Here is a 20,863-nt window from a genome sequence, read left to right on the forward strand (position 1 = left end):
ACTCGTGTAATATTTGGAGGCAGTTATGGAATCACAAACTATTGCCCTACATTCTCCCCTAGAATTAACGCTCGAATTAACTGACGAGCAGTTTTTCCAGTTGTGTCTAGACAACCGGGATTTGAGATTTGAGCGCACTGCAACGGGAGAATTAATTATTATGCCACCTACAGGTAGCGAGACAGGCAGACGGAATTCAGACCTAAACTTTCAACTTCAATCTTGGAGCCGTCAAAATAAGCATTTGGGAGTAGTTTTTGATTCTTCTACTGGATTTAAACTGCCCGACGGTTCAGATATTTCTCCCGATGCTGCTTGGATTCGGCGCGACAGGTGGGATGCTTTAACTGCGAAACAAAAAGAGAAATTTGCACCAATTTGTCCCGATTTTGTAGTGGAATTGCGATCGGCCACCGATTCTTTAGAAAAATTGCGGGCTAAAATGAAAGTGTACGTGAAAAATGGAGCGAGGTTGGGATGGTTGCTCGATCGCCAAAATCGACAAGTAGAAATCTCCCGTCAAGATAGAGAAGTAGAAATTTTAGATGCGCCTCAAACTCTCTCAGGTGAAAATGTACTGCCCGGTTTTGTGCTGGATTTAACTGATATTTTCTAAATTTGTAAGAAGACGGGCGCGGTTGAAACCAGGTTTACACAAGCAAAACCAGCCTCCGCCGGTTAAAGATAGCGCGGTAAAATTACGTTATTCTCTTTAGTCCGCAGAGGCGGACATCGTTTGTATAGCAGCGGTTTCAACCGCCCTCTTATCTTTTCCCGCTAATTGATGATATGATAGGCTGCCAAAGGTTGCATTTGGTATGACCTATGAAAATCCTCCACGGCACTTGGATTCCTCAAACAGAAGAAAGTTTTGTTCAAGGTGGAAAATTTTATATCTGGGTTGAAACTACTGAACATAAAAACCAACGTGGTAAAGTTCATCCCCGACAATTGGAAACGGCAAAGTTAACAGAGTTTTTAACGAAAGAAGCCGGGATTCAACTATCAGCCTTCGGAAATACAAGTTCGAGGGGGCTAGAAGCGATCGCCCCTCGGTACTTTTTACTACCCGCCGCCGATAACCAGCCGTTACCATCTTTAGAGTTAGCGCGATATTTAGAGACAGAGTTACCCGAAACGTTTGAATTAGAATATTGGGAAGTCGATTGTCTGCCAATTGCCACCCACAGCCTCACCAAAGTATTGAACGATTTGCATTTTCTGGCCCTCTACGATTTGGCAGAAGTTCAGTTCGGTTCTGACTTACTATTCTGGCATCACTACACGCAATTTTTTAAACAAATTATTCTCAAGGATCTTTATATTCCGGCGTTGCGCTATCGAGAAACTGCTCCGATCGCGATCGCACCCATCGAAACATCAGAACCCGCCCAGAAAGCCACGGGCGGGCGCAAGAAAGCCGGTGAAACAAAAACAACTGCAAAAATTGCAAAAACTACTAAAACCACTGCCAAGACTGCACCAAGCTTTGAGATTTATCCGGGATGGGAAATTGTTTCAGCGCAGTACGAAACTGATTTACAACGCTATGTTGAATGGATGCCTTTAGTTTGTGCGTCGGGTTTTAACAAGCTCAAACTAGCAGATATGACGCCAAAGTTCTACGATCGCGAAATGTTGCTGCGGCATTTTTCAGAATGTGCGATCGCGGAAATTGTCACTCAAACACCAATCCCAGCATCGTTTGAGAATAAAATTTCGGACTCTTTACTCCAAATTTGTCTCAACCAAACACGAAAAATCGCGGGAGTCAGCCTAGATCGATATCAGCAATGGCAAACCTGGCGCGATCGCATTACGCGCAATCAATCTGCTGACTCATTCTCCCTTTGCTTTCAATTGCAATCCCCCGAAAACCCCGAACAGCCTTGGGTTTTAGAGTTTAAGGTGGCTGCGAAAAAAGACCCATCTCTGCGGATGCCGTTGCAGGATTATTGGCGATCGCGATCGACTCAACAAAAACAGTTGCAAACACAATTCGGTGACAACTTCGAGCAACATTTGCTGACAAATCTCGGCTACGCGGCGCGCATTTATCCCCAGCTTTGGCAAGGGCTAGAAACCGACAAACCTGCTAACATTTCCCTCAGCTTAGATGATGCCTTTACCTTCCTCAGCGAGTCCGCTTGGGTACTAGAAGATGCCGGATACAAAGTGATTGTCCCCGCTTGGTGGACGCCGAAGGGACGACAACGGGCGAAGATTCGCCTGCAAGTCAAGGGCAGCAGTAAGAAAAGCGCTGCAATCAAGGGCAAAGGATTGTTTTCGGCGGATTCCTTGGTGGAATATCAGTATGAATTGGCGATCGGAGGCGAACGGGTTAGCGAACAAGAATGGGAGGCGTTAGTTAATAGCAAAACACCGCTGGTGCAGTTCCGAGGACAATGGATGGAACTGGACAAAGATAAAATGCAGGAGATGCTGGAGTTTTGGAAAAAACATCGCGAAGAGAATCCCGATGTCAGCCTGATTGACTTTATGAAGTTGACGGCAGAAGGAGAAGCTAGTGAAGAGTTGGAGGTGGAGCGCGATCGGGCTTTGTCAGATATGTTGGAGAAGCTGCACGATAAGAGTCGGCTAGAGTTAATTGCAGATCCGGCAAAGTTTCAAGGCAAACTCCGGGATTATCAAAAGCGCGGTGTTTCTTGGTTGAGTTATTTGGAAAGTTTGGGATTAAATGGCTGTCTTGCCGACGACATGGGTTTGGGTAAATCGGCGCAGGTAATTGCTCGATTATTGCAAGAAAGAGAAGTTTTATCTACTACTAAAAAAACTGAAAAGGCGGTTTTACCCACGCTGCTAATTGCGCCAACTTCCGTAGTTGGCAATTGGCAAAAGGAAATGGAAAAATTTGCTCCAGAATTGCGATCGCTGATTCACCACGGCCCTGGGCGCTTGCAAGATACCAAAGCATTTAAAGCCGCCGTCCAAGATTGTGATATGTTGATTACTTCGTTTACTTTGGCGCGCAAAGATGAGAAGCTGTTGAGCAGTGTAGAGTGGCATCGCTTGGTAATTGATGAAGCGCAGAATATTAAAAATCCGAAGGCGGCGCAAACAAAGGCGATTTTAAAGTTGCCGGCTACCCATCGGTTGGCGCTGACTGGAACACCTGTAGAAAATCGCTTGTTGGATTTATGGTCAATTTTTAATTTCCTCAATCCCGGATATTTGGGAAAAGAGGCGCAGTTTCGGAAGTTGTTTGAGTTACCGATTCAAAAAAATGGGAGTCGCACGCAATCAGCAGCGCTGAAAAAATTAGTAGAACCTTTTATCCTGCGCCGCCTGAAAACTGATAAGTCAATTATTCAGGATCTCCCCGACAAAGTGGAGCAAAAACTATACTGCAATCTCACCCGCGAGCAAGCTTCGCTTTATGAAGCAATCGTCAAAGAGGTAGAGCAAGACATTGATGCCGCGGAAGGGATAAAGCGCAAGGGGATGATTTTGGCGACGCTGCTGAAGCTGAAGCAAATTTGCAACCATCCGCGCCAGTTTTTGCAGGATGAAAGTGAGTTTACACCGGAGCGATCGCACAAACTGGAACGGCTGATCGAAATGATTGAAGAAGTGAAAGCGGAAGGCGAAAGTTTATTGGTATTTACGCAGTTTACAGAATTGGGAAGTGCGTTGGAAAAATACATCAAACACACCTTACATTATAACACTTATTACATCCACGGGGGAACGAGTCGCGAAAAACGGGAACGGATGATTTCAGAGTTTCAAGATCCAGAATCAGAACCTTCGGTATTTATTTTGTCACTGAAGGCGGGCGGTGTGGGAATTACGCTGACAAAAGCCAATCACGTTTTTCATTTCGATCGCTGGTGGAATCCGGCGGTGGAAGATCAGGCGACGGATCGGGCGTTTCGGATTGGACAGGAAAAAAATGTGTTTGTGCATAAGTTTGTGGCGATTGGCACTTTGGAAGAAAAGATTGACCAAATGATTGAGGACAAAAAGAAATTGGCAGGCTCAATTATTGGTGCGGATGAGTCGTGGTTGACTGAGTTGGATAATGAGGCATTTAAGAAGTTAATTAGGCTCAATAAAAATGCAGTTTTAGATTAGGAGAGGGGGAGATTGGGAGAGGGGGAGAGGGGGAGAGGGGGAGAGGATGTTTGAGATTCATCGAAATATACAATTTAAATGTAGAACAGCTTATGTCACAATTTACTCGGACTTGGTGGGGTAATAAATTTATCAGCGCGTTGGAAAGGTTTACCGATTCTGGGCGACTCGGACGGGGACGTGCCTATGCGCGGAATGGCAAGGTAAAAAGCTTTAAAATGAATGATGGGTTAGTGATGGCAGAGGTGAGAGGATCGGTTAATCCTTATTATGGGGTTTATAAGGAGCCGCTGTACAAAACTAAAATTGAGTTTGAGCCGATTAGTCAGGCAAAGTGGAAAGTGGCGATCGCCCAAATGGCATCGAAAGCCAGTTTCATTTCCCGGCTGCTACTCAACGAAATGCCCGACAATATTGAAAAGGCTTTTTCGCCCTTTGGATTGCACCTTTTACCCAGCAGCCGTGAGGATTTTAAAACGACTTGCTCTTGTCCAGACTATAGCAATCCCTGCAAACATATTGCGGGAGTTTATTATTTGGTGGCGGCCGAATTGGACAAAGATCCGTTTTTACTGTTTGAATTACGGGGACTTTCTAAGGAAGTGCTGCACCGCGAATTGGCAAAAACGCCTTTGGGAATGGCGCTTTCTGCTGAGTTGACGGCGGATGCAGCGGCCCCTGTGGCGGTGGATTCCTATTACACGCGGGCGATCGCGAATGAAGCGCAAACAATCAGCCTGAAGGAGTTTTGGCACGGTGCAAAGCGGCTGCCGCAGACGATTGAGGTGGGGGTGCAAAGTGGCGTAAGTGCGATCGTAGTGAAGAAACAGGGAGATTTTCCGGCTTTTTGGCAAAAGGATGGTTCGTTTATTGAGGCGATGGAAGAGCTATATATGCGGGTGAAGACGAAGAATAAACTGTAAAATTTTACAGTGCGCGATAGCTGATTAATATGATGTCCGGTAGCGCAATCCTTTTTTGTTAAGGTGATCGACCGGAAATGATATGATATCAAATCCTCTCTTCATCGGAATAGTAAATTAACAGTTAACAGTTAACAGTTAACAGTTAACAGTTAACAGTTAACATCATGAGGAGTGCAACCGGAAATGATATGAATTAACTTCTACACAAAGACTCAAAGGCGCAAAAAGTCTGTTTTCGGCAATAACTAAAAAATGTACATTCATACTCCTGTTCAGCAACGCCAAAATCTGTTACCTAATTTAGATCGCGTGCCGGATAAGCTGGTGCAAAAAATTGGCAGCAGACAAGTCTGAACATGGCTCCGTATAGTTGGGATGTTGTGCAGACTGTTCGCGGTTAGTCAGTAAAAAACAAGCAGCCGTGAAATGTCTTTCCCGTACCATCTTCTGACAAAAAAGTTCGTAGCGTTTAGCATAGCTTGCCGCTCTAAACTCCGGCAAAACCGCGAAATGCGGTTCGGCAACCTGCACCGGCGCGCGCGAAGCAGGACTGTCTTCTAAAACAAACAGATATCCTAACCACGGTGGCGGAGGTGCTTCGCCAAACATCCCTTCCCGGTAAGCTGTCCAGATGTCGAGAGCCGCCCCCATCGCTTCTTCTGTGCGGTTGTTGAAATTGTTGCCAAAGCTGCCCACCTGACTTTTTAACTCGATGACTGCCTTCAGTTGCCGCTTTTGTGGGTCTACAACCAGAAAATCATACATTTTCGTCGGCCGAAAAAAGCCCGGTATGACAGTTAGGCTTTTTTTTACGTGGATGTGGTTTTGGGGAACACCCGCAGCCAGCAGGAAATCGGTCAGGGTGAGGATGAAACCATCCATCTGCTTGCCTCCTGTCACCGCGCTGCGATTGCCTCGATCTACTTTGCCTGCTAGCACTTGGGCTTGTGCTTGGGCGATGCGGGTATCCCAGAAACCCTGCACAGCTTCCCGGAATACATCATCGGGGATGGGCGACAGTCCCGTCATTCGACAACCTCCGCCATCAATCCCTCATAAACTACGCGCAAACCATAAGTTTCTTGCATCCGTTTCAGCGCCATTTGATGGTAATTTGGCTCAACATCTACCCCGATACTGTTGCGTCCCCAATTTGCTGCAGCGATGCAGGTTGTGCCCGTTCCCATAAACGGGTCAAGTACCGTGTCCCCCGCAAAGGAAAACATCCGCACCAGCCTTTCTGCTAGTTCCAAAGGATACGGGGCGGGGTGTTGCTTGGTGGAAGCGCCTTTGATATCCTGCCAAATTTGTTGAAACCACTGTCGGTGCAGAGTTTCCGGTATCACGGACAATACTCGTGCTGTGAGGGTGGGACTGCGGTAGCCGCCCGGTTTGCGCTGCATCAGGATAAACTCTATGTCGTTTTTGATGACACCTCCGGGCTCGTAGGGTTTGCCGAGAAAACTGGTGCCGTTTCCGGTTGCTTCTAGGGAAGCGTTGGCGATTTTGTACCAGATAATCGGTGCGAGGTTGTCAAATCCTAAATGGCGACAGTGTTCCTGAATGCTGGCGTGCAGGGGAAATACCATGTGTCTGCCAAACCGCCGGCGCGCCACACAGACATCGCCCACGACAATCACCAGCCGCCCGCCTGGGACTAAAACGCGCCATACTTGCTGCCATACTCGATCGAGCTCCTGCAAAAACTTTTCGTAGTCTGCTATTTCGCCAAGCTGGTTGAGATTTTTGAGATATTCTTTTAAATTCCAATAGGGGGGCGATGTGACTACCAGATGTACGCTTTCATCAGGAATATGTGTCAAGTTTCGGCTATCGCCCTGTAGCAGGGAATGGAAAGATGGCAACCCCTGCACGCGATTCTGAATTTCCTGGATCAACGCCTTATTTTTGCTGATGGCAGGAATGGCGCGTTGCTCGTCTGCTGTTAGTAATGCCGTTGCTTCATCGGGTACAAGGCTTTTATCCTGTAGCGCTTGTTTCAACGGTTCGGCTGCTTCCTGACACAGTAACCGCGTTGAAATATTAACCTTGCTTAAACTGGAAGACTTCATACATTTGGTACAATAATCATGTTCATCATATCAGTTTTGCGAGTCCCAAAAATCATAAGTTCGTTATTGGATTATCTTAGACTATAATTAAAGTAGTGTGACTGTTAAAAAAGTAGACTTTTTAGTTACAGCAATTTTTGGCAATTTCAAATTAGAATCTAGCATTAACTGATGTTACAAAGAGAAGAACTGTTAAAAGGCATTGAAAACCGCGAATGTGTGGCGCGGGCGATCGACCAAGCGGAACAAGCAATTAAAACTTGGGAAGTTACTCTGACTGATTTTCTGTCGCCGCCGGAGTTGGCGGACACTATGACGGTATTTAAGCGCTTAACTGATGTGGAATTAGTGGCTTGGGGCGGCTACCCGCAAGCTGAAAGACAAAGAATTGCGATCGCGCGATCGGATCTCCCGATCGACTCTGCGAGTGTCAGCATTGCTGCGGTAGAAATAGCTGGCAATTTCTTGTTCGATACAGCTTCTCACCGCGACTTTTTGGGGGCGATGTTGGGTACGGGAATTGTCCGCGAGAAAACGGGCGATATCATTGTGTTGGGCGAACGCGGCGCGCAAGCCATTGTGATGCCGGAGATGGTAGAGTATTTGGAGATGAGTTTGCAGCAAGTGCGATCGGTTCCGGTGAAAACTCGGCGCATTGAATTGAGCGAGCTCAAAATTAGAGAACCGAAAAAGAAAGAAATGACAACCGTTGAAGCATCAATGAGATTGGATGCTGTTGCTTCGGCCGGATTTGCCATGTCTCGCAGCAAAATGGTTGAATTTATTGACAGAGGCGACGTGCGAGTTAATTGGAAAGATATCACCCAATCTAGTTATCACGTTAAATCTGGAGATTTAATCGCCGTTAGCGGTAAGGGAAGATTGGAAATTGGGGAAGTTATGGTAACAAAAAAAGAACGCTATCGAGTGCAGTTAACTCGATATTTGTAATTGACGAATCGAGAAACCGGTTTTTTTTACAAGATTGAGGACGATAGCCAAGTATTGCGGAAAAACCCGGTTTCTGGCCACTTCGTTGAGTTGGAAGAAACCGGGTTTTTTACGAGATTTAGGGTGAGAATGAAGTGCGCGTGGTTTTGTGTTGGTTGAAAATTGACGAAAGGGCGATCGCGCTTCAACAGCCTTTTTGCAAGCAATGAGACAAGGTGGGGAAGAAGTGAGGATAGAAGTGCGATCGTAATTCAAGCACATACTCTTAATTATCAAGGACTTGGTGAAGCAATTGGTAAAAAATCTGGTGGAGGACTTGTCGGTAATTGAACTAATTCACAATTATTCCAAAATTGCTCTTTACGAGTGCCATCAGAATATATCATTGTCCCTGAACCGTTGCGCTTGTCATTCTCCCACTGACCCTCATAGCGATCGCCCTTAAGTGAATCTGATTCGTCAGCAGATTTACACGGTGCAATTCTATCTGATTATCATACAGTATCAGATAGAATTATCAAGGCTGAAAACGCGCATAACCAGGGATTTCTGTCAAGCACAAAAGAACGGATTTATCACTGGAACGATTTGCGCTTTCGCTGCGAAGAAGAAGTAAAAATAGCCGAAGCGCTCGATCGCACTTCCGTCCTTTTCTTCCCCAACTCCAAAGCCCACCTCACCACACCCGCAGGGCGACAAAACCAAGAACCAGATTTTCTCATTTTCCACCAAGGCAAATGGGGAATTCTCGAAATATCGCATCGCGACACAGAAAAAGATGAAACGCGCGATCGCATCTTTGCATCCCACGGCATCTTCACCATCCACTATTGCGAGGCCCACAGGTGCAGTCAAGAACCCGATCGCGTTGTCCGAGAGTTTTTAGATATTTTGAGTCAGGGATAGGGCGAGTGATTTTCCGATAAGGGCGATCGTATAGGGGCCCAGAAACCGGGTTTTTTAGGAAAATACTTCGTTGTCACCGACAGATTAGGTAAAAACCCGGTTTCTTTGTCGGAGTGCGTCAGTCCATAAGCGCGATCGAGTCTAATTCTGCAAAACGGGCGATCGCGATCGAGCCTAACTCATTCCCCAGCAGCCTCAGCCGACGCAGCGAATCTCTCCGCTACAGCTTTGCCAATTAGCGCCACCTGGCTCAGAGGCAAGAACCTAATTTTATTGACAATATCTTGAATATCTAACGGATCTGAAACTGGCTTCCCATCCAAAAATCTCAGAAGTTCTTCCAGCGAATAACCAGCTCTGGCAGCGAGCTTAGCCAAGTTTTCAGTATCGGGAACCGTATCGCCCCTTTCCCAAAGCTGAACAGCAGTCGCAGAAACGCCTAAAAGCTTACCAAACGCTCGTTGACTCATTGTTCCACGAGCAGTTTTGATGATTTCACTAAGTTTTTGTCTATTTTGGATGTTCACAAGTTAAAAGCTACTTGATCGTACCTACAAGTAAACTGGTCTATATCTACATCAACCATACTTCCCAGAAGACTCAGCCGCCGCCGCGAGTCTATCCATCACGGCTCTACCAATCACTGCCAACTCACTAATCGGCATACATTGAATTTTCTTCAGCAGCTCGTTGGTATTGACAGGTTCCGGCATTGGCTTACCTTCGAGATGAGCCATCAACTCTTCCATTGTAAAGCCCGCTTTTGCCGCAATCTGAGTCAAATTTTTCGTATCCGGGAGTACCTGGCCCTTTTCCCAATACTGAACAGCAGACCCAGAGACTCCCAATAGCCTACCAAAAGCGCTAAAACTCAGGTCGCCACGGGCTAGCTTAACAACTTCGCTCAGTTTTTTCCTAGCTTCTGCGTCCACGGTATCAACCACCAGATAACCACAATTCCTAGTTTACAGAACATCAACCATACTTCCCAGAAGCTACAGCCGCAGCAGCCAGTCGCTCCATACCAGCTCGAACAATCACTGCTAAGTCACTCAGTGGCATACATTGAATTTTCTTAAGCAGCTCGTTGGTATCCAGAGGTTCCTGCACCGGCTTGCCTTCGAGGTGAGCCATGAGCTCTTCCATCGTAAAGCCTGCTCTTGTCGCAATCTGAGTCAAATTTTTCGTATCTGGAAGTACCTGCCCCTTTTCCCAATACAAGACAGAAGCAGCAGAAACTCCCAACAGCTTGCCAAAAGCAGTCAGACTCATCGAGCCCCGCGCTAATTTAACAACCTCACTCAGTTTTTTCTTAGCTTCTGCGTCCACGGTATCAGCCACGAGATAACCACAATTCCTAGTTTACTTGTGTACCAACAAATTTACCTGTCTTGCTTGACAGGAGAAAATTTAACAGATATTCTTTTAATTAGATTGAAATTTTTAATTTTAATGAAAACGGATTTAGGAGAAATACCAATGACCAAGAGACGGACTCAAAAAACTCACAAGCCCAGCCACACCCGTCAAAGCCTCACAGCCTCCGGTTGGCTCAAACCCCAGCGCTGGCAAATCTCCAAAATGGAAGCAGCCGAAGCCCTGAGAATGCCTGTCAACCGCATAGTCAAAGTGTACCCCAAACAACATCAAGTAATAGTCGTTTACCTCAACAAGAAAGGACAAAAATGCAGTTCCTTTTTCAGCTACAGACTATTTGCCAGATGGCAGCCGGAGGCGATCGCAGCAATTGCCAGTTGTCGAAACCAGCAAATCCTAGCACCCCTAGAAGTCATTGTACAATACGACCTCGAACATTTCAAATATCCAGTGGCGATCGCCGACGCAATTTGGGAAGCCCTACTCAACCACATCTGCCACCTCAACAGAGAACAAAGGCTCAGCCTAGCTTGCGCCTAGTCCCCCATTAACCCCCACCTATGTCGATCGTGGTTAATGCTTGGGAAAATCGATTCCTGAGATGGATATTCCTTGCATCTTCTGTACATATCGTCCTTGAGCCGCTACACACTCTGCCATTTTTTGAGCCTGTATAGGTTGACTCCTGGGATCTGGTGAGGTGCCTCTATACTCCCATACACCACCACGACCACTATTTATTACTTTTCCATTTTTTTCTAAGATTAACTCTTCTCCGGTAGCATCAATATAGAATTTCCCCTTTTGAAAAGACACGCTGCTAATTGTGATATCTTCCACTCCCTTGTAAGGATTTGCAGGACCCTTGACAATCTTAATACAGATTCTATTGTTTTTATGTGCAATTTCTCTCCGGGAATTATTGAACATGGTTCCTTGAGAGTAGTAAGTTCCTGTGGGTAGAATTGTAGAATCTTGTTGATTACTTTGAGCAGATGACAAGGATGAAATTGATAGAAGAATAGAACTAGCAATTAGTGTTTCGAGTACCCTAAATTTCACTTCCTATTAAACTCCATTAAAAAATTTTCCGATTCAACACGATCATAAATTATTTTTAAACTCCTCTAGGGTGACATTTGCTTGGCGAAGAATTCCACCTAGTGTCCCAGAATCTAATTCATCATGGATTGGCACAGTACAACTATCTATTTGCCCTACAACCCAAACCCGTTTGAGAAAAACGTGACCGCCATTTTGCCTATCTCTCCTGAATCCCAAACGCTGTAAAGACCCGATAGCTTCTCTACCTGAAATTCTTGGCAATTGAGACCAAGGTATATCTGAATGGGAATTTTGCGACTGATTTTGAAGCTGAACGTTTAGATATTCAATAGTATTTTCTAATGTTTGAGTGTTCTCTTGGGCTGCACTGAGATCGCTTTCTAACTGCCTCTTTCGATCTTCTAAGAACTGAGTTTTGCTTTTAGATGAATATAATTTGCTGTTTAACTTAACTTTTTCTTTTTCTAACCGCTCAATTTCTTCCACATAAAATTTTTCCCAATCTCTTGACTGTTCCTTAGTCCGATCTAATTCTGTCCTAGCTCCTTCTAGAGCAGCATTGAGTTCATTATTAATATCTAGAGCAGCATTGAGTTCATTAATATTAGGTATTGTTTCTAACTGTTGCTCTAGCTGACGAGATTGCTGTTGTATTAAATCTCGATCGCGCTTCAAATCAGCTATTTTCTGATTGAGCGCTTCACTCCGCTGCTTTGCTTCAGATTCTCGCTGATACGTTTCTTGCAACTCTTGCCGTAGTAATTGCAAGTCTTCTAAAGTTTGAGCAGTTTCTTGCTGTTGCTCTTCTTTTAAAGCCAGTTCGCTTTCATAAGATGCAATTTTATTTTCCAGTTTTGTCTTATTTTGCTCCTGTTCTTGCCGATAAGATTCCAGTTCAGCAAGACCTCTCTCTCGCTGGTCAATTAATTCGATAGTTTGCTGGTTTTTCTCTTCTAATTGCAGCTTAATCTGTTGAATTTCACGCTGTAATTGTTCCCGTTGTTGCTGTGCAAGGTTCTGCTCATTCCGTTTGGCAGATAAAACCAGCTCAATAATTATCCACGCGCTCAAACTACTAACAAAAAATAAAGCGAATGTCGATGTGTAAAGAGTCCGGGAACCTGTTCTTTTAAATGGATTTTTAATCCAATTATTATAATCTTCAATAAATGTCGGCGGTACTCCCCGGACATAGTACACACGACCGATTATTTCTCCTGAGTTAACTTTAGCAGTAGGGATGGGTTTACTATCATCAGGTTTAGCATATTGCCGCTCTGTTTGCAGCGGAGGTGGATTTTGTAGTAAGTCGTATGGATGATTTGATAAAGTTGCTAATGAAATTTCCTTTGTCCACTTCTGAGAAGATTTTGATTGATAAAGAATTTGCTCGGATAGGCAATCTTTGGTAGATATTTTGCAATCAGTAACAATCAGCCCAAATAATCCATAGTTGCTGTCTAAAGTTCGCTGCAATTCTCCTATGTTTCCTTGTAATAAGGTATAGGATAGTTTTACTGGCAGAGTATGAGATAACATATTGAAATCAACTGTTTGCACACGAAAGATTGTGCCATGCCAATAGTTGTTATAATGTTCCCAGTTTCTCAAAGTCCCCAGACCAAAAGAAAAGGTCGCGAGCAGGGTAAATCGCCCCAAACTCTTAATCAGCGTAGTCCGGTCGATCCGGGGAAGTTTTTGCTTCATAAGGTCAACAGCCAAATGAATCTGAGTGAGAATATATCTAATATAACTTCAGCTACAGACTATTTGCCAGATGGCAACAAGAGGCGATCGCAGCCAAAAAAAACCGCCGAAACCGGCAAACCTTACAACCACTAGAAGAAGTTGTACAATACGACCTCGAACATTTCAAATATCCAGTCAACAGCACCGATGCAATTTGGGAAGCCCTATTCAACCAGATCTCCCGCGTAACAAGGGAACTGAGGCTGAGCCAACAATGCGCCTAGCCCCCCATCACTCCATCAATTAGTAGAAGCAGCCAACTCAGCCAAACGTTCCTGCTGATCCTGAGAAATACAAGTCTGAATAATCGCCTCAATATCCCCTTCCAAAACACTATTGAGCGAAAAATTTTCCCCCAAACGGTGGTCGGTAGCCCGATTATCCTTATAGTTGTAAGTGCGAATCTTCTCCGATCGCGAACCAGTACCAACCTGAGCCAAACGCCGCGACTTCACCTCATCCTGCTGTTCCCGCAACTTGATCTCATAAAGCTTAGCCCGCAAAATCTGCATCGCCCGCTCCTTATTCTGCAACTGACTGCGCTCCTCAGTACAGAAAATCCGAATACCCGTCGGCTTGTGAAACAAATCTGCAGCAGTTTCCACCTTGTTCACATTTTGACCGCCAGCGCCGCCAGATCGAGCCGTGCTCATCTCAATATCCTTCGGATCGATGTGAATCTCCACATCATCCACCTCCGGCATTACAGCCACAGTCGCCGTCGAAGTGTGAACCCGGCCGCCAGCCTCAGTCACAGGCACCCGCTGCACCCGGTGTACCCCAGCCTCAAACTTCAGTTGGCTGTACACGCTATCGCCGGTAACTTCCAGAATCACCTCTTTAAAGCCGCCCATTTCCGCCAGCGACTCGCTCACCAATTTCACCTGCCAGCCTTGAGTTTGAGCGTAGCGAGTGTAAAGCCGCAGCAAATCCCCCGCCCAAATACTAGCCTCATCTCCGCCAGTACCAGCGCGAATTTCCAGCATAATATTCTTGTCATCGTTCGGATCGCGCGGTAGCAGCAACACCTTCAAACGACTTTCCAAATTTTCCAGCTTCGACTCAAGTTCATCAACTTCCAGTCCAGCCATTTCTTGCATTTCGCGATCGCCCGCAGCTTCCTTGAGCACCTGTCGCGCGCCCACCAAATCTTCCTGAGTCGTTTTCCACAAAGCAAAAGTATCGACCACTTCCTCTAAGGACGATCGAGCTTTGGCCACCCGTTGAAACTCATAATTGTCTCTAGCCACATCGGGGTCAGCCATGCGGCGAGTCAACTCATTAAAAGTTTGCTCTACCGACTTCAATTTATCCAGCAAATAAGATTCAGCCATTGTCAGTTGTCCTCCGTCAATCGATTTTAGATTTTAGATTTTAGATTTTAGATTTTAGATTTGAAGAGCAGTTGGAGTAGAATCGCGATCGAACTTAATTGGATTTAACTCAACCGCCTGCTACGGCAAGTCTTCTATCTAAAACCTCCAATCCGAGAGCGGTTCGATTTGAGATGTTTAAATTTAGATTTTTGATTTTAGAACTCAAGAGCAGTTTGGAGAGTATCTCGATCGAACTAAACTGCCCGCTACGGCAAGTCTTTTATCTAAAATCTCAAATCCTATAGCAGTCAGTTATTTGTAGAAAACACTACTCTTAACCGACTGCGGACAAATGACAATCCAGCTACTTCTTCTTTTTGCCTTTAGCAGCAGCCTTAGCAGCATCTGCTTTCGCGTCTTCCATTTTCAGAGGGCCAGAGGAAGCATCTGCCTGCGGCATTTCTACATCTGTCATGCCATATTTCCGCATAAAGCGTTCCACACGACCTTCAGTATCAATAATCTTCTGAGTGCCAGTATAAAAAGGATGATTCCCCGACCAAACATCAACTTGAAGCTTTGGTCTAGTCGAACCAACCGTCATCACGTGTTCCCCGTTGCAAAAAACCTGAGATTCGGGATACCACTCAGGGTGAATGCCATCTTTCGCCATTTTTTTTACTCTCTAATTTTTGACTTTACAACCATTTTAGCTGTCATCGGACTTACCTACCAACAACAGCAGGAATTTTCCGCAATCGTTGGCTGCGAAAGCGCGAATCAGGAATCAGAAATAGACCTTGAAAAAAAGAAGGATGGAATCTGGATAATTTTTCCTTCTTCCCTCTTCCTTCTTCCTTCTTTGCTCGATTACCGCTTCGAGTATTGAGGAGCCTTCCGAGCTTTCCGCAAACCGTACTTTTTCCGCTCTTTGGCCCGCGGGTCGCGAGTCAAATAGCCCTCAGTCTTCAGAGGCTTGCGGTTATCCGGGTCTAACTGACAAAGCGCTCTAGCGACACCCAAGCGAATCGAGTCAGCTTGACCGGTCAAACCGCCACCTTCGACTTTTACCAAAATGTCATATTCATTTTCCAGACCCAAAGTTTCCAGAGGAGCCTTAGCGAGTGCCAAATAGGTAGGGTTGAATTGCAGGTACAAATCCCCTTCTTTACCGTTGACAGTCAGTATGCCTGTGCCGGGAACCAAACGTACCCGCGCTACGGAACACTTGCGGCGGCCAGTACCCCAGTAAACGGCGCGCCCGGATGTATCTGTTGCTTGCATTACTCATTTCCTCCCGGAATCGTGTGAACAATTAATTCTTCTGGTTTTTGAGCTTCGTGCGGGTGGTTGGGGCCAGCGTACACCTTTAGCTTAGTAAACAGTTGTCGGCCCAGAGAAGTGTGAGGCAGCATTCCCCGGATAGCTTCTTCGACGATTCTTTCGGGCAAACGTGCTTGCAATTTGGCAAAAGTTTCTGTTTTCATGCCGCCCGGTCTGCCAGAGTGACGGCGGTAGATTTTCTGGGTGCGTTTTTTACCAGTAACAGCGATTTTGTCAGCATTGATGACAATTACGAAGTCGCCGGTATCCATTGAAGGAGTGTAAGTGGGTTTGTGTTTGCCCCGGAGGTATATGGCAACTTCTGTTGCCAGACGGCCCAGGCGCTGGTCGGCAGCATCGACCACGTACCACTTGTGCTCTAGGGAGTCTTGAGTAGGGACGTAAGTTTTGTTCATTGTTAGTTGTCAGTTGTTATTTGTTATTTGTTAGTTGTTCATTGTTAGTTGTCAGTTGTTATTTGTTATTTGTTAGTTGTTTCCAATAACTAATAACCAATAACTAATAACCAATAACTAATAACCAATAACTAATTTTGGCTGAGTATCGTACCAAACATCTGGGGGAAAGGGAAATTCTGAATACCCAACCCGCAGCAGGCATAAACCTCGAGCGGGAGCGGCGTATTTTACCATTTCTCGGCGTTCGTTGACCCAGATATCTGTGAAATTGTCGATCGCCCTTTCCCCGCGACCCACCTGCACTAGCAACCCCACCAGCAGCCGCATCATCCCGTACAGAAACCCGCTCGCTTGAACCTCGATATAGATAAGAGGCCCAGAACGATGACACTCTGCTGCTTGTACGTCCACCCAAGAATGGGGGCGGGCAGACCCCGCGCGGTGAAAAGCCGCCAAGTGATGCCGCCCGATTAGCGGTGTCAAAGCTGCCTGAATCAAAGATTCGTCCACAGGCGCGTGGTAGCAGTGCCAAGCATAAGGACGCACAAACAAATTAGGAATCGGGTCTGTATAAAGGGTGTAGCGATAGCGCCGCCAACTGGCTGAGAACCGAGCGTGCCAGGTAGGTTCCACCTTTGCCGAAGCTCGAATTAAAATATCTTTTGCCAGTCGAGAGTTGAGAACGCTTGCCCAGCGGTGAGCCGGAATTGGGCCGCAGACGTCAAAATGGGCTACTTGAGCAGCGGCATGAACTCCTGCGTCAGTTCTCCCGGCAGCGTGCAGCGTTACCGGACGTTGCAGGACAGTCGATATTGCTGTTTCAATTTCTTCTTGTACTGTACGCTGGTTCGGCTGTCGCTGCCAGCCGTGAAAGTTAGTGCCGATGTATTGGATCACTAAAGCAACGCGCTGTATCGATCGGGCATCTTCGATTGGGGATTTTGGATTGTCAGTCATAAATCAAAAATCTCCAACCCAAAATTTCATTAAACCAGTTCAACGATCGCCATTTCGGAATTGTCTCCTTGACGGGGGACAGTTCGCACTACGCGGGTGTAACCCCCGTTGCGCGAGCCGTACCGTTCTGCAGCGGCCTCAAACAAGGCGTGTACTAACTGTTTGTCGTAGATATAGCCCATAGCTTGGCGGCGAGCGGCCAAGGAGCCTTCTTTTGCCAGGGTAATCATTCTGTCCGCTTCTGGGCGCAGCGCTTTGGCGCGGGCGAGAGTGGTAGTGATTTTACCGTGACGGATTAATTCGGTGGTCAGCGAGCGCAACATGGCGCGGCGCTGGTCAGCCGGTTTGTTTAGTTGGGGGACGCGACAGCGGTGGCGCATGGTAATTGGTAATTGGTAATTGGTAATTGGGCGCGGGGATAGATAGTCTGCGAACTCCGGGGGTGAATTCTGGGTTTTCAAGAACTCACCCACTTAAAATTCCGCACTTTTTTACCCGTTACCCGTTGATTAACTTTTAGCTGATTTTTCCTGCGGCAGGGTAATCCCCAAGCGTTTTTGTAAAGCTTCAATCACTTCTTCTGCGGACTTCTGCCCGAAGTTCTTGATCTCTAGCAAGTCTTCTTGGGTATAATCCAATAAGTCTGCGACTGAGTTGATCTGAGCCCGCTTGAGACAGTTGTAAGCCCGGACTGACAACTGCAATTCTTCGATCGGGATTTGGCTCGTAGGATCGGCCTCACCTGGATACTCTGGTTTGAGAGAATCGTGGGTGATGTCTTTGAGAGGGGCAAACAAATCTACCAGGATGTGGGCAGATTGACTCAGAGCTTCTTGAGGAGTCACGCTGCCATCAGTCCAGATTTCCATAATCAGCCGGTCTTTCTCGGCCGTGCCACCCAACCGAGCATCTTCAACGCTGTAGTTGACTCTGCGAATCGGCATAAAGATGGCGTCAATTTGGAGAAAATCCAAAGCCGACCCATCATCGCGACTGCGGTCTACTGCTCGATATCCGATGCCTTTTTCAATTCTGAATTCCATTTCCAGAACTGAACCGGGGGAGAGAGTCGCAATGTACTGCGATTTATCGATCAATTCCACCTCAGAAGGTAAATCGAATCGATCGGCAGTAACTGTGACTGGCCCCTCAATCCGCAACCTGCCGATTTGCGGCTGCTGGGAATGAGTTTTAAGAACCACCTCTTTCATGTTCAGGAGAATTTCCAGAACATCCTCCCGTACCCCTTCGATCGTGGCAAACTCGTGATTGACACCCGCGATGCGGACTGAAGTTACTGCCGTTCCTTCCAAATTTGACAGCAGCACTCGCCGAAGCGCATTCCCAACCGTTGTTCCCTGACCGCGATCTAGGGGTTCTAGAACAAATTTTCCGTACTGACTGCGGTCTTTGTCAGTGTTAGACTCTATACATTCAATTTGAAACTGCGCCACGGAGTGACCTCCCTTTTCCACTTTGGATTTTTGATTTTGGATTTTAGATTGCAGAGCATACCCCTGAACGGATTTCGGATTTTGGACGGACGGGGCAACAGTTGAAACCATTATTAGTTTTTGATTTTAAGCAGTTAACCATTATCCAAAATCTAAAATCTAAAATCTCAAATCGTTTTAGACTCTACGCCGCTTGGGAGGGCGACAGCCGTTGTGAGGAATCGGGGTAACATCTCTAATCAGGGTAATTTCCAGTCCCGCCCCTTGCAGAGCCCGAATTGCAGTTTCTCGACCTGCTCCGGGCCCGCTCACCATTACTTCTATTTGGCGCATTCCTTGGTCGTTGGCCCTGCGGGCTGCACTTTCTGCTGCTGTTTGAGCTGCAAAGGGAGTCCCTTTTTTCGCTCCTTTAAAGCCGCTGGAACCTGCTGATGCCCAGGATATTACTTCCCCGTTGAGGTCGGTAATAGTCACAATCGTATTGTTGAAGGTAGACTGGATGTAGCCTACCCCATTGGGTACATTCCGTTTCTGTTTTTTTGCACCAGATTTCTTGCCTGTTTGTTGTCGCGCCATATTAGTCTCTTTAACGTTTCTCTCAACTAATGTCCCGAAGCGCTAGGAGCCAGCAGCCCCCAGCGTAGTTTTTCCAAAAAGAAGTTACTTCTTGGAAGGTGCCTTTTTCTTGCCCGCAACTGTGCGGCGAACGCCGCGACGGGTTCTGGCGTTGGTACGGGTTCGTTGGCCCCGCACAGGCAGACCCAAACGGTGACGCCTACCCCGGTAAGTCCCGATATCCATCAGGCGCTTGATGTTCATTGACTCCCAGCGCCGGAGGTCTCCTTCGATTTGGTAGGTACTTTCTACGTGAGCCCGCAGAGCAGTCACGTCCGTTTCTGTTAAATCCTTGACGCGAGTGTCAGGATTTACGCCTGTTGCAGCGATTATTTTTTGGGCCCGCGACAGGCCTATTCCGTAAATGTATGTCAGACCTATTTCGACGCGCTTATCGCGTGGAAGGTCTACCCCGGCAATCCGTGCCACACTTTTGTCTCCCTAGTTTTCCTGTTTGGCTACAATGTTGAATGAGGCGGCACTTGCGTGCAGCGCCCAATCTTGCTGTTGTCTAACCTTGGCGCTGTTTGTGTTTTGGGTTAGTGCATATCACCATCACTCGACCGCGACGGCGGATGACGCGACATTTTTCACAAATCTTTTTGACAGATGCTCGAACTTTCATCTTTCTTCCTGCCTGGAGAACCCCGCTCTACCGGAACTCAGCCACGCTGGCCCGTAGAGCGGTGGGAGGAGAGGCTGGGCAAGGTGTAGGCCTCTCCTCGATTAAATTGTATAAAGTACGGGTTGTTTCTTGAAGGAGCCCGCTTGCACCCACTCCCTTTGTTGGGGTCAAATTCGCTTGCACCCAAATTTGGGCGATCGATACTTTTACCGCGTAGCAGTCACTTAGCCCTCTACGCTGGTGGGTTGTTGACGCCCTTCTCGCCAACACTACAAACGTAGCATTATAGCATAAATTTGAAGCTTTTTACCAAGTTCTCTCTAATAAAACTTAAAATTAGTTTTTAGAAAGTTTTATCTAAGCCTATTTTTTCCGAAGGCGATATGTAATTCTGCCTTTGGTCAAGTCGTAGGGAGTTAATTCGACTTTGACGCGATCGCCGGGCAAAATCTTGATATAGTTGCGACGAATCTTGCCGGAAATGTGAGCTAGCACGTTAAACCCATTATCTAGGTCAACGCGAAACATCGCATTGGGAAGAGATTCCGTCACTGTCCCTTCCATTTCAATTAAATCTTGCTTAGACAATTTGGTATTTACCTCAATTTTACATTTGATTAACTAGGAGTATCCCGGTATTGGCTTCAAAACCTATTTACCAACTAAGAATCTGCCGATTTTAGATTTTAGATGCTTCGACTTCGCAAGCGAACAAGTTTTAGATTTTAGATTGACTCCACAGAGGCATCAAATGAGCAGAAACTGCGGTCTAAAATCAGGGTTTGCGACGATGATTGTCGGTGGCTTGTATCCGTTTTGGGCGGGTCTAAGGCGAACGGGGCAATAATTCGGGCGACTCGATCGAATGCTTGACTCTAATTAACTTGTTGCTTCAGCTTTACTTGAGTAAAGTTGTGGCAAGTATAATCGAGTTCAATCCTGTTTCTAACAACCCTCACAAAACCCGATCGCACACAAAGCTCCTAGTTAACATATCTTAGCAAAATTTGGTG

25 protein-coding genes are annotated in these 20,863 nt (G+C 46.4%); 6 read left to right on the forward strand and 19 right to left on the reverse strand.

Annotated features, from left to right (window positions below):
* Positions 1–25 precede the first annotated feature (25 nt).
* The 3 genes from QUA97_RS07595 (at position 26) to QUA97_RS07605 (ending at position 5,018) form a co-directional block, all read left to right on the forward strand.
* Complete coding sequence (locus QUA97_RS07595; protein ID WP_194068253.1) at positions 26–616, forward strand: Uma2 family endonuclease; 591 nt, start codon at positions 26–28, stop codon at positions 614–616.
* 209 nt (positions 617–825) lie between these two features.
* The gene (locus QUA97_RS07600; RefSeq protein WP_333194220.1) at positions 826–4,095 is read left to right on the forward strand and encodes a DEAD/DEAH box helicase; all 3,270 of its coding nucleotides are present in this window, start codon (positions 826–828) and stop codon (positions 4,093–4,095) included.
* Between the two features lie 92 nt (positions 4,096–4,187).
* The gene (locus QUA97_RS07605; protein WP_194067231.1) at positions 4,188–5,018 is read left to right on the forward strand and encodes an SWIM zinc finger family protein; all 831 of its coding nucleotides are present in this window, start codon (positions 4,188–4,190) and stop codon (positions 5,016–5,018) included.
* Positions 5,019–5,321: 303 nt separating this feature from the next.
* Here QUA97_RS07605 and QUA97_RS07610 read toward each other — a convergent pair whose 3' ends face one another.
* The gene (locus QUA97_RS07610; protein ID WP_333194222.1) at positions 5,322–6,050 is read right to left on the reverse strand and encodes a PaeR7I family type II restriction endonuclease; all 729 of its coding nucleotides are present in this window, start codon (positions 6,048–6,050) and stop codon (positions 5,322–5,324) included.
* A complete protein-coding gene (locus QUA97_RS07615; RefSeq protein WP_333194224.1) occupies positions 6,047–7,093 on the reverse strand; it encodes a DNA-methyltransferase in 1,047 nt (348 codons plus the stop codon). Before QUA97_RS07615 ends, QUA97_RS07610 begins: the two co-directional genes overlap by 4 nt.
* 171 nt (positions 7,094–7,264) lie before the next feature.
* Here QUA97_RS07615 and QUA97_RS07620 point away from each other — a divergent pair, with 171 nt between their 5' ends.
* A complete protein-coding gene (locus QUA97_RS07620) occupies positions 7,265–8,044 on the forward strand; it encodes a photosystem II S4 domain protein (protein ID WP_333194226.1) in 780 nt (259 codons plus the stop codon).
* A 272-nt stretch (positions 8,045–8,316) separates the two neighbouring features.
* On the opposite strand, the gene QUA97_RS28280 is transcribed toward QUA97_RS07620, so the two are convergent.
* Complete coding sequence (locus QUA97_RS28280) at positions 8,317–8,526, reverse strand: hypothetical protein (protein WP_442921569.1); 210 nt, start codon at positions 8,524–8,526, stop codon at positions 8,317–8,319.
* Positions 8,527–8,632: 106 nt separating this feature from the next.
* Between QUA97_RS28280 and QUA97_RS07625 the strand changes: the two genes are divergently transcribed.
* The gene (locus tag QUA97_RS07625) at positions 8,633–8,950 is read left to right on the forward strand and encodes a hypothetical protein (RefSeq protein WP_333194228.1); all 318 of its coding nucleotides are present in this window, start codon (positions 8,633–8,635) and stop codon (positions 8,948–8,950) included.
* Between the two features lie 179 nt (positions 8,951–9,129).
* Here QUA97_RS07625 and QUA97_RS07630 read toward each other — a convergent pair whose 3' ends face one another.
* The 3 genes from QUA97_RS07630 to QUA97_RS07640 form a co-directional block, all read right to left on the reverse strand.
* Entirely contained in the window at positions 9,130–9,420 is a 291-nt protein-coding gene (locus QUA97_RS07630) for a helix-turn-helix domain-containing protein (protein WP_333082080.1), read from the reverse strand.
* 108 nt (positions 9,421–9,528) lie between these two features.
* Positions 9,529–9,894: a helix-turn-helix domain-containing protein gene (locus tag QUA97_RS07635; protein WP_333117047.1), complete on the reverse strand. Its 366-nt coding sequence runs from the start codon at positions 9,892–9,894 to the stop codon at positions 9,529–9,531.
* 31 nt (positions 9,895–9,925) lie between these two features.
* Positions 9,926–10,291 (reverse strand): helix-turn-helix domain-containing protein, encoded by a 366-nt coding sequence (locus tag QUA97_RS07640; protein ID WP_333117045.1) that lies wholly within the window; start codon positions 10,289–10,291, stop codon positions 9,926–9,928.
* Between the two features lie 138 nt (positions 10,292–10,429).
* Between QUA97_RS07640 and QUA97_RS07645 the strand changes: the two genes are divergently transcribed.
* Positions 10,430–10,867 (forward strand): hypothetical protein, encoded by a 438-nt coding sequence (locus QUA97_RS07645; RefSeq protein WP_333194231.1) that lies wholly within the window; start codon positions 10,430–10,432, stop codon positions 10,865–10,867.
* A gap of 33 nt (positions 10,868–10,900) precedes the next feature.
* On the opposite strand, the gene QUA97_RS07650 is transcribed toward QUA97_RS07645, so the two are convergent.
* The 13 genes from QUA97_RS07650 to infA all read right to left on the reverse strand — a co-directional run bounded on the left by QUA97_RS07650 (position 10,901) and on the right by infA (position 20,438).
* Complete coding sequence (locus QUA97_RS07650; RefSeq protein ID WP_333194232.1) at positions 10,901–11,329, reverse strand: hypothetical protein; 429 nt, start codon at positions 11,327–11,329, stop codon at positions 10,901–10,903.
* Positions 11,330–11,431: 102 nt separating this feature from the next.
* A complete protein-coding gene (locus tag QUA97_RS07655) occupies positions 11,432–13,099 on the reverse strand; it encodes a type II toxin-antitoxin system HicA family toxin (protein WP_333194235.1) in 1,668 nt (555 codons plus the stop codon).
* A 281-nt stretch (positions 13,100–13,380) separates the two neighbouring features.
* Entirely contained in the window at positions 13,381–14,475 is a 1,095-nt protein-coding gene (prfA, locus tag QUA97_RS07660; RefSeq protein WP_333194237.1) for a peptide chain release factor 1, read from the reverse strand.
* Between the two features lie 346 nt (positions 14,476–14,821).
* A complete protein-coding gene (rpmE, locus tag QUA97_RS07665; RefSeq protein WP_333194239.1) occupies positions 14,822–15,130 on the reverse strand; it encodes a 50S ribosomal protein L31 in 309 nt (102 codons plus the stop codon).
* 197 nt (positions 15,131–15,327) lie between these two features.
* Positions 15,328–15,741 (reverse strand): 30S ribosomal protein S9, encoded by a 414-nt coding sequence (gene rpsI / locus QUA97_RS07670; protein WP_194067224.1) that lies wholly within the window; start codon positions 15,739–15,741, stop codon positions 15,328–15,330.
* Positions 15,741–16,196, reverse strand: coding sequence for a 50S ribosomal protein L13 (gene rplM / locus QUA97_RS07675; RefSeq protein WP_194010362.1), 456 nt, complete (start codon positions 16,194–16,196; stop codon positions 15,741–15,743). Before rplM ends, rpsI begins: the two co-directional genes overlap by 1 nt.
* A 117-nt stretch (positions 16,197–16,313) precedes the next feature.
* The gene (truA, locus tag QUA97_RS07680) at positions 16,314–17,156 is read right to left on the reverse strand and encodes a tRNA pseudouridine(38-40) synthase TruA (protein WP_333092057.1); all 843 of its coding nucleotides are present in this window, start codon (positions 17,154–17,156) and stop codon (positions 16,314–16,316) included.
* 29 nt (positions 17,157–17,185) lie between these two features.
* Complete coding sequence (gene rplQ, locus QUA97_RS07685) at positions 17,186–17,536, reverse strand: 50S ribosomal protein L17 (protein WP_194010371.1); 351 nt, start codon at positions 17,534–17,536, stop codon at positions 17,186–17,188.
* Positions 17,537–17,665: 129 nt separating this feature from the next.
* Complete coding sequence (locus QUA97_RS07690; protein ID WP_333092058.1) at positions 17,666–18,610, reverse strand: DNA-directed RNA polymerase subunit alpha; 945 nt, start codon at positions 18,608–18,610, stop codon at positions 17,666–17,668.
* 177 nt (positions 18,611–18,787) lie between these two features.
* A complete protein-coding gene (rpsK, locus tag QUA97_RS07695; protein WP_006634980.1) occupies positions 18,788–19,186 on the reverse strand; it encodes a 30S ribosomal protein S11 in 399 nt (132 codons plus the stop codon).
* An 84-nt stretch (positions 19,187–19,270) separates the two neighbouring features.
* Entirely contained in the window at positions 19,271–19,654 is a 384-nt protein-coding gene (gene rpsM, locus QUA97_RS07700; protein ID WP_194067221.1) for a 30S ribosomal protein S13, read from the reverse strand.
* A gap of 82 nt (positions 19,655–19,736) precedes the next feature.
* The gene (gene rpmJ, locus QUA97_RS07705; RefSeq protein ID WP_015178722.1) at positions 19,737–19,850 is read right to left on the reverse strand and encodes a 50S ribosomal protein L36; all 114 of its coding nucleotides are present in this window, start codon (positions 19,848–19,850) and stop codon (positions 19,737–19,739) included.
* 363 nt (positions 19,851–20,213) lie between these two features.
* Positions 20,214–20,438 carry a translation initiation factor IF-1 gene (gene infA / locus QUA97_RS07710; RefSeq protein ID WP_006276978.1) on the reverse strand — a complete coding sequence of 75 codons (225 nt, stop codon included), beginning with the start codon at positions 20,436–20,438 and terminating at the stop codon, positions 20,214–20,216.
* Between the last annotated feature and the right edge of the window lie 425 nt (positions 20,439–20,863).

The sequence above is a fragment of the Microcoleus sp. CZ3-B2 genome (assembly GCF_036705055.1).
In the GTDB taxonomy this organism is placed as follows: Bacteria; Cyanobacteriota; Cyanobacteriia; order Cyanobacteriales; family Microcoleaceae; genus Microcoleus.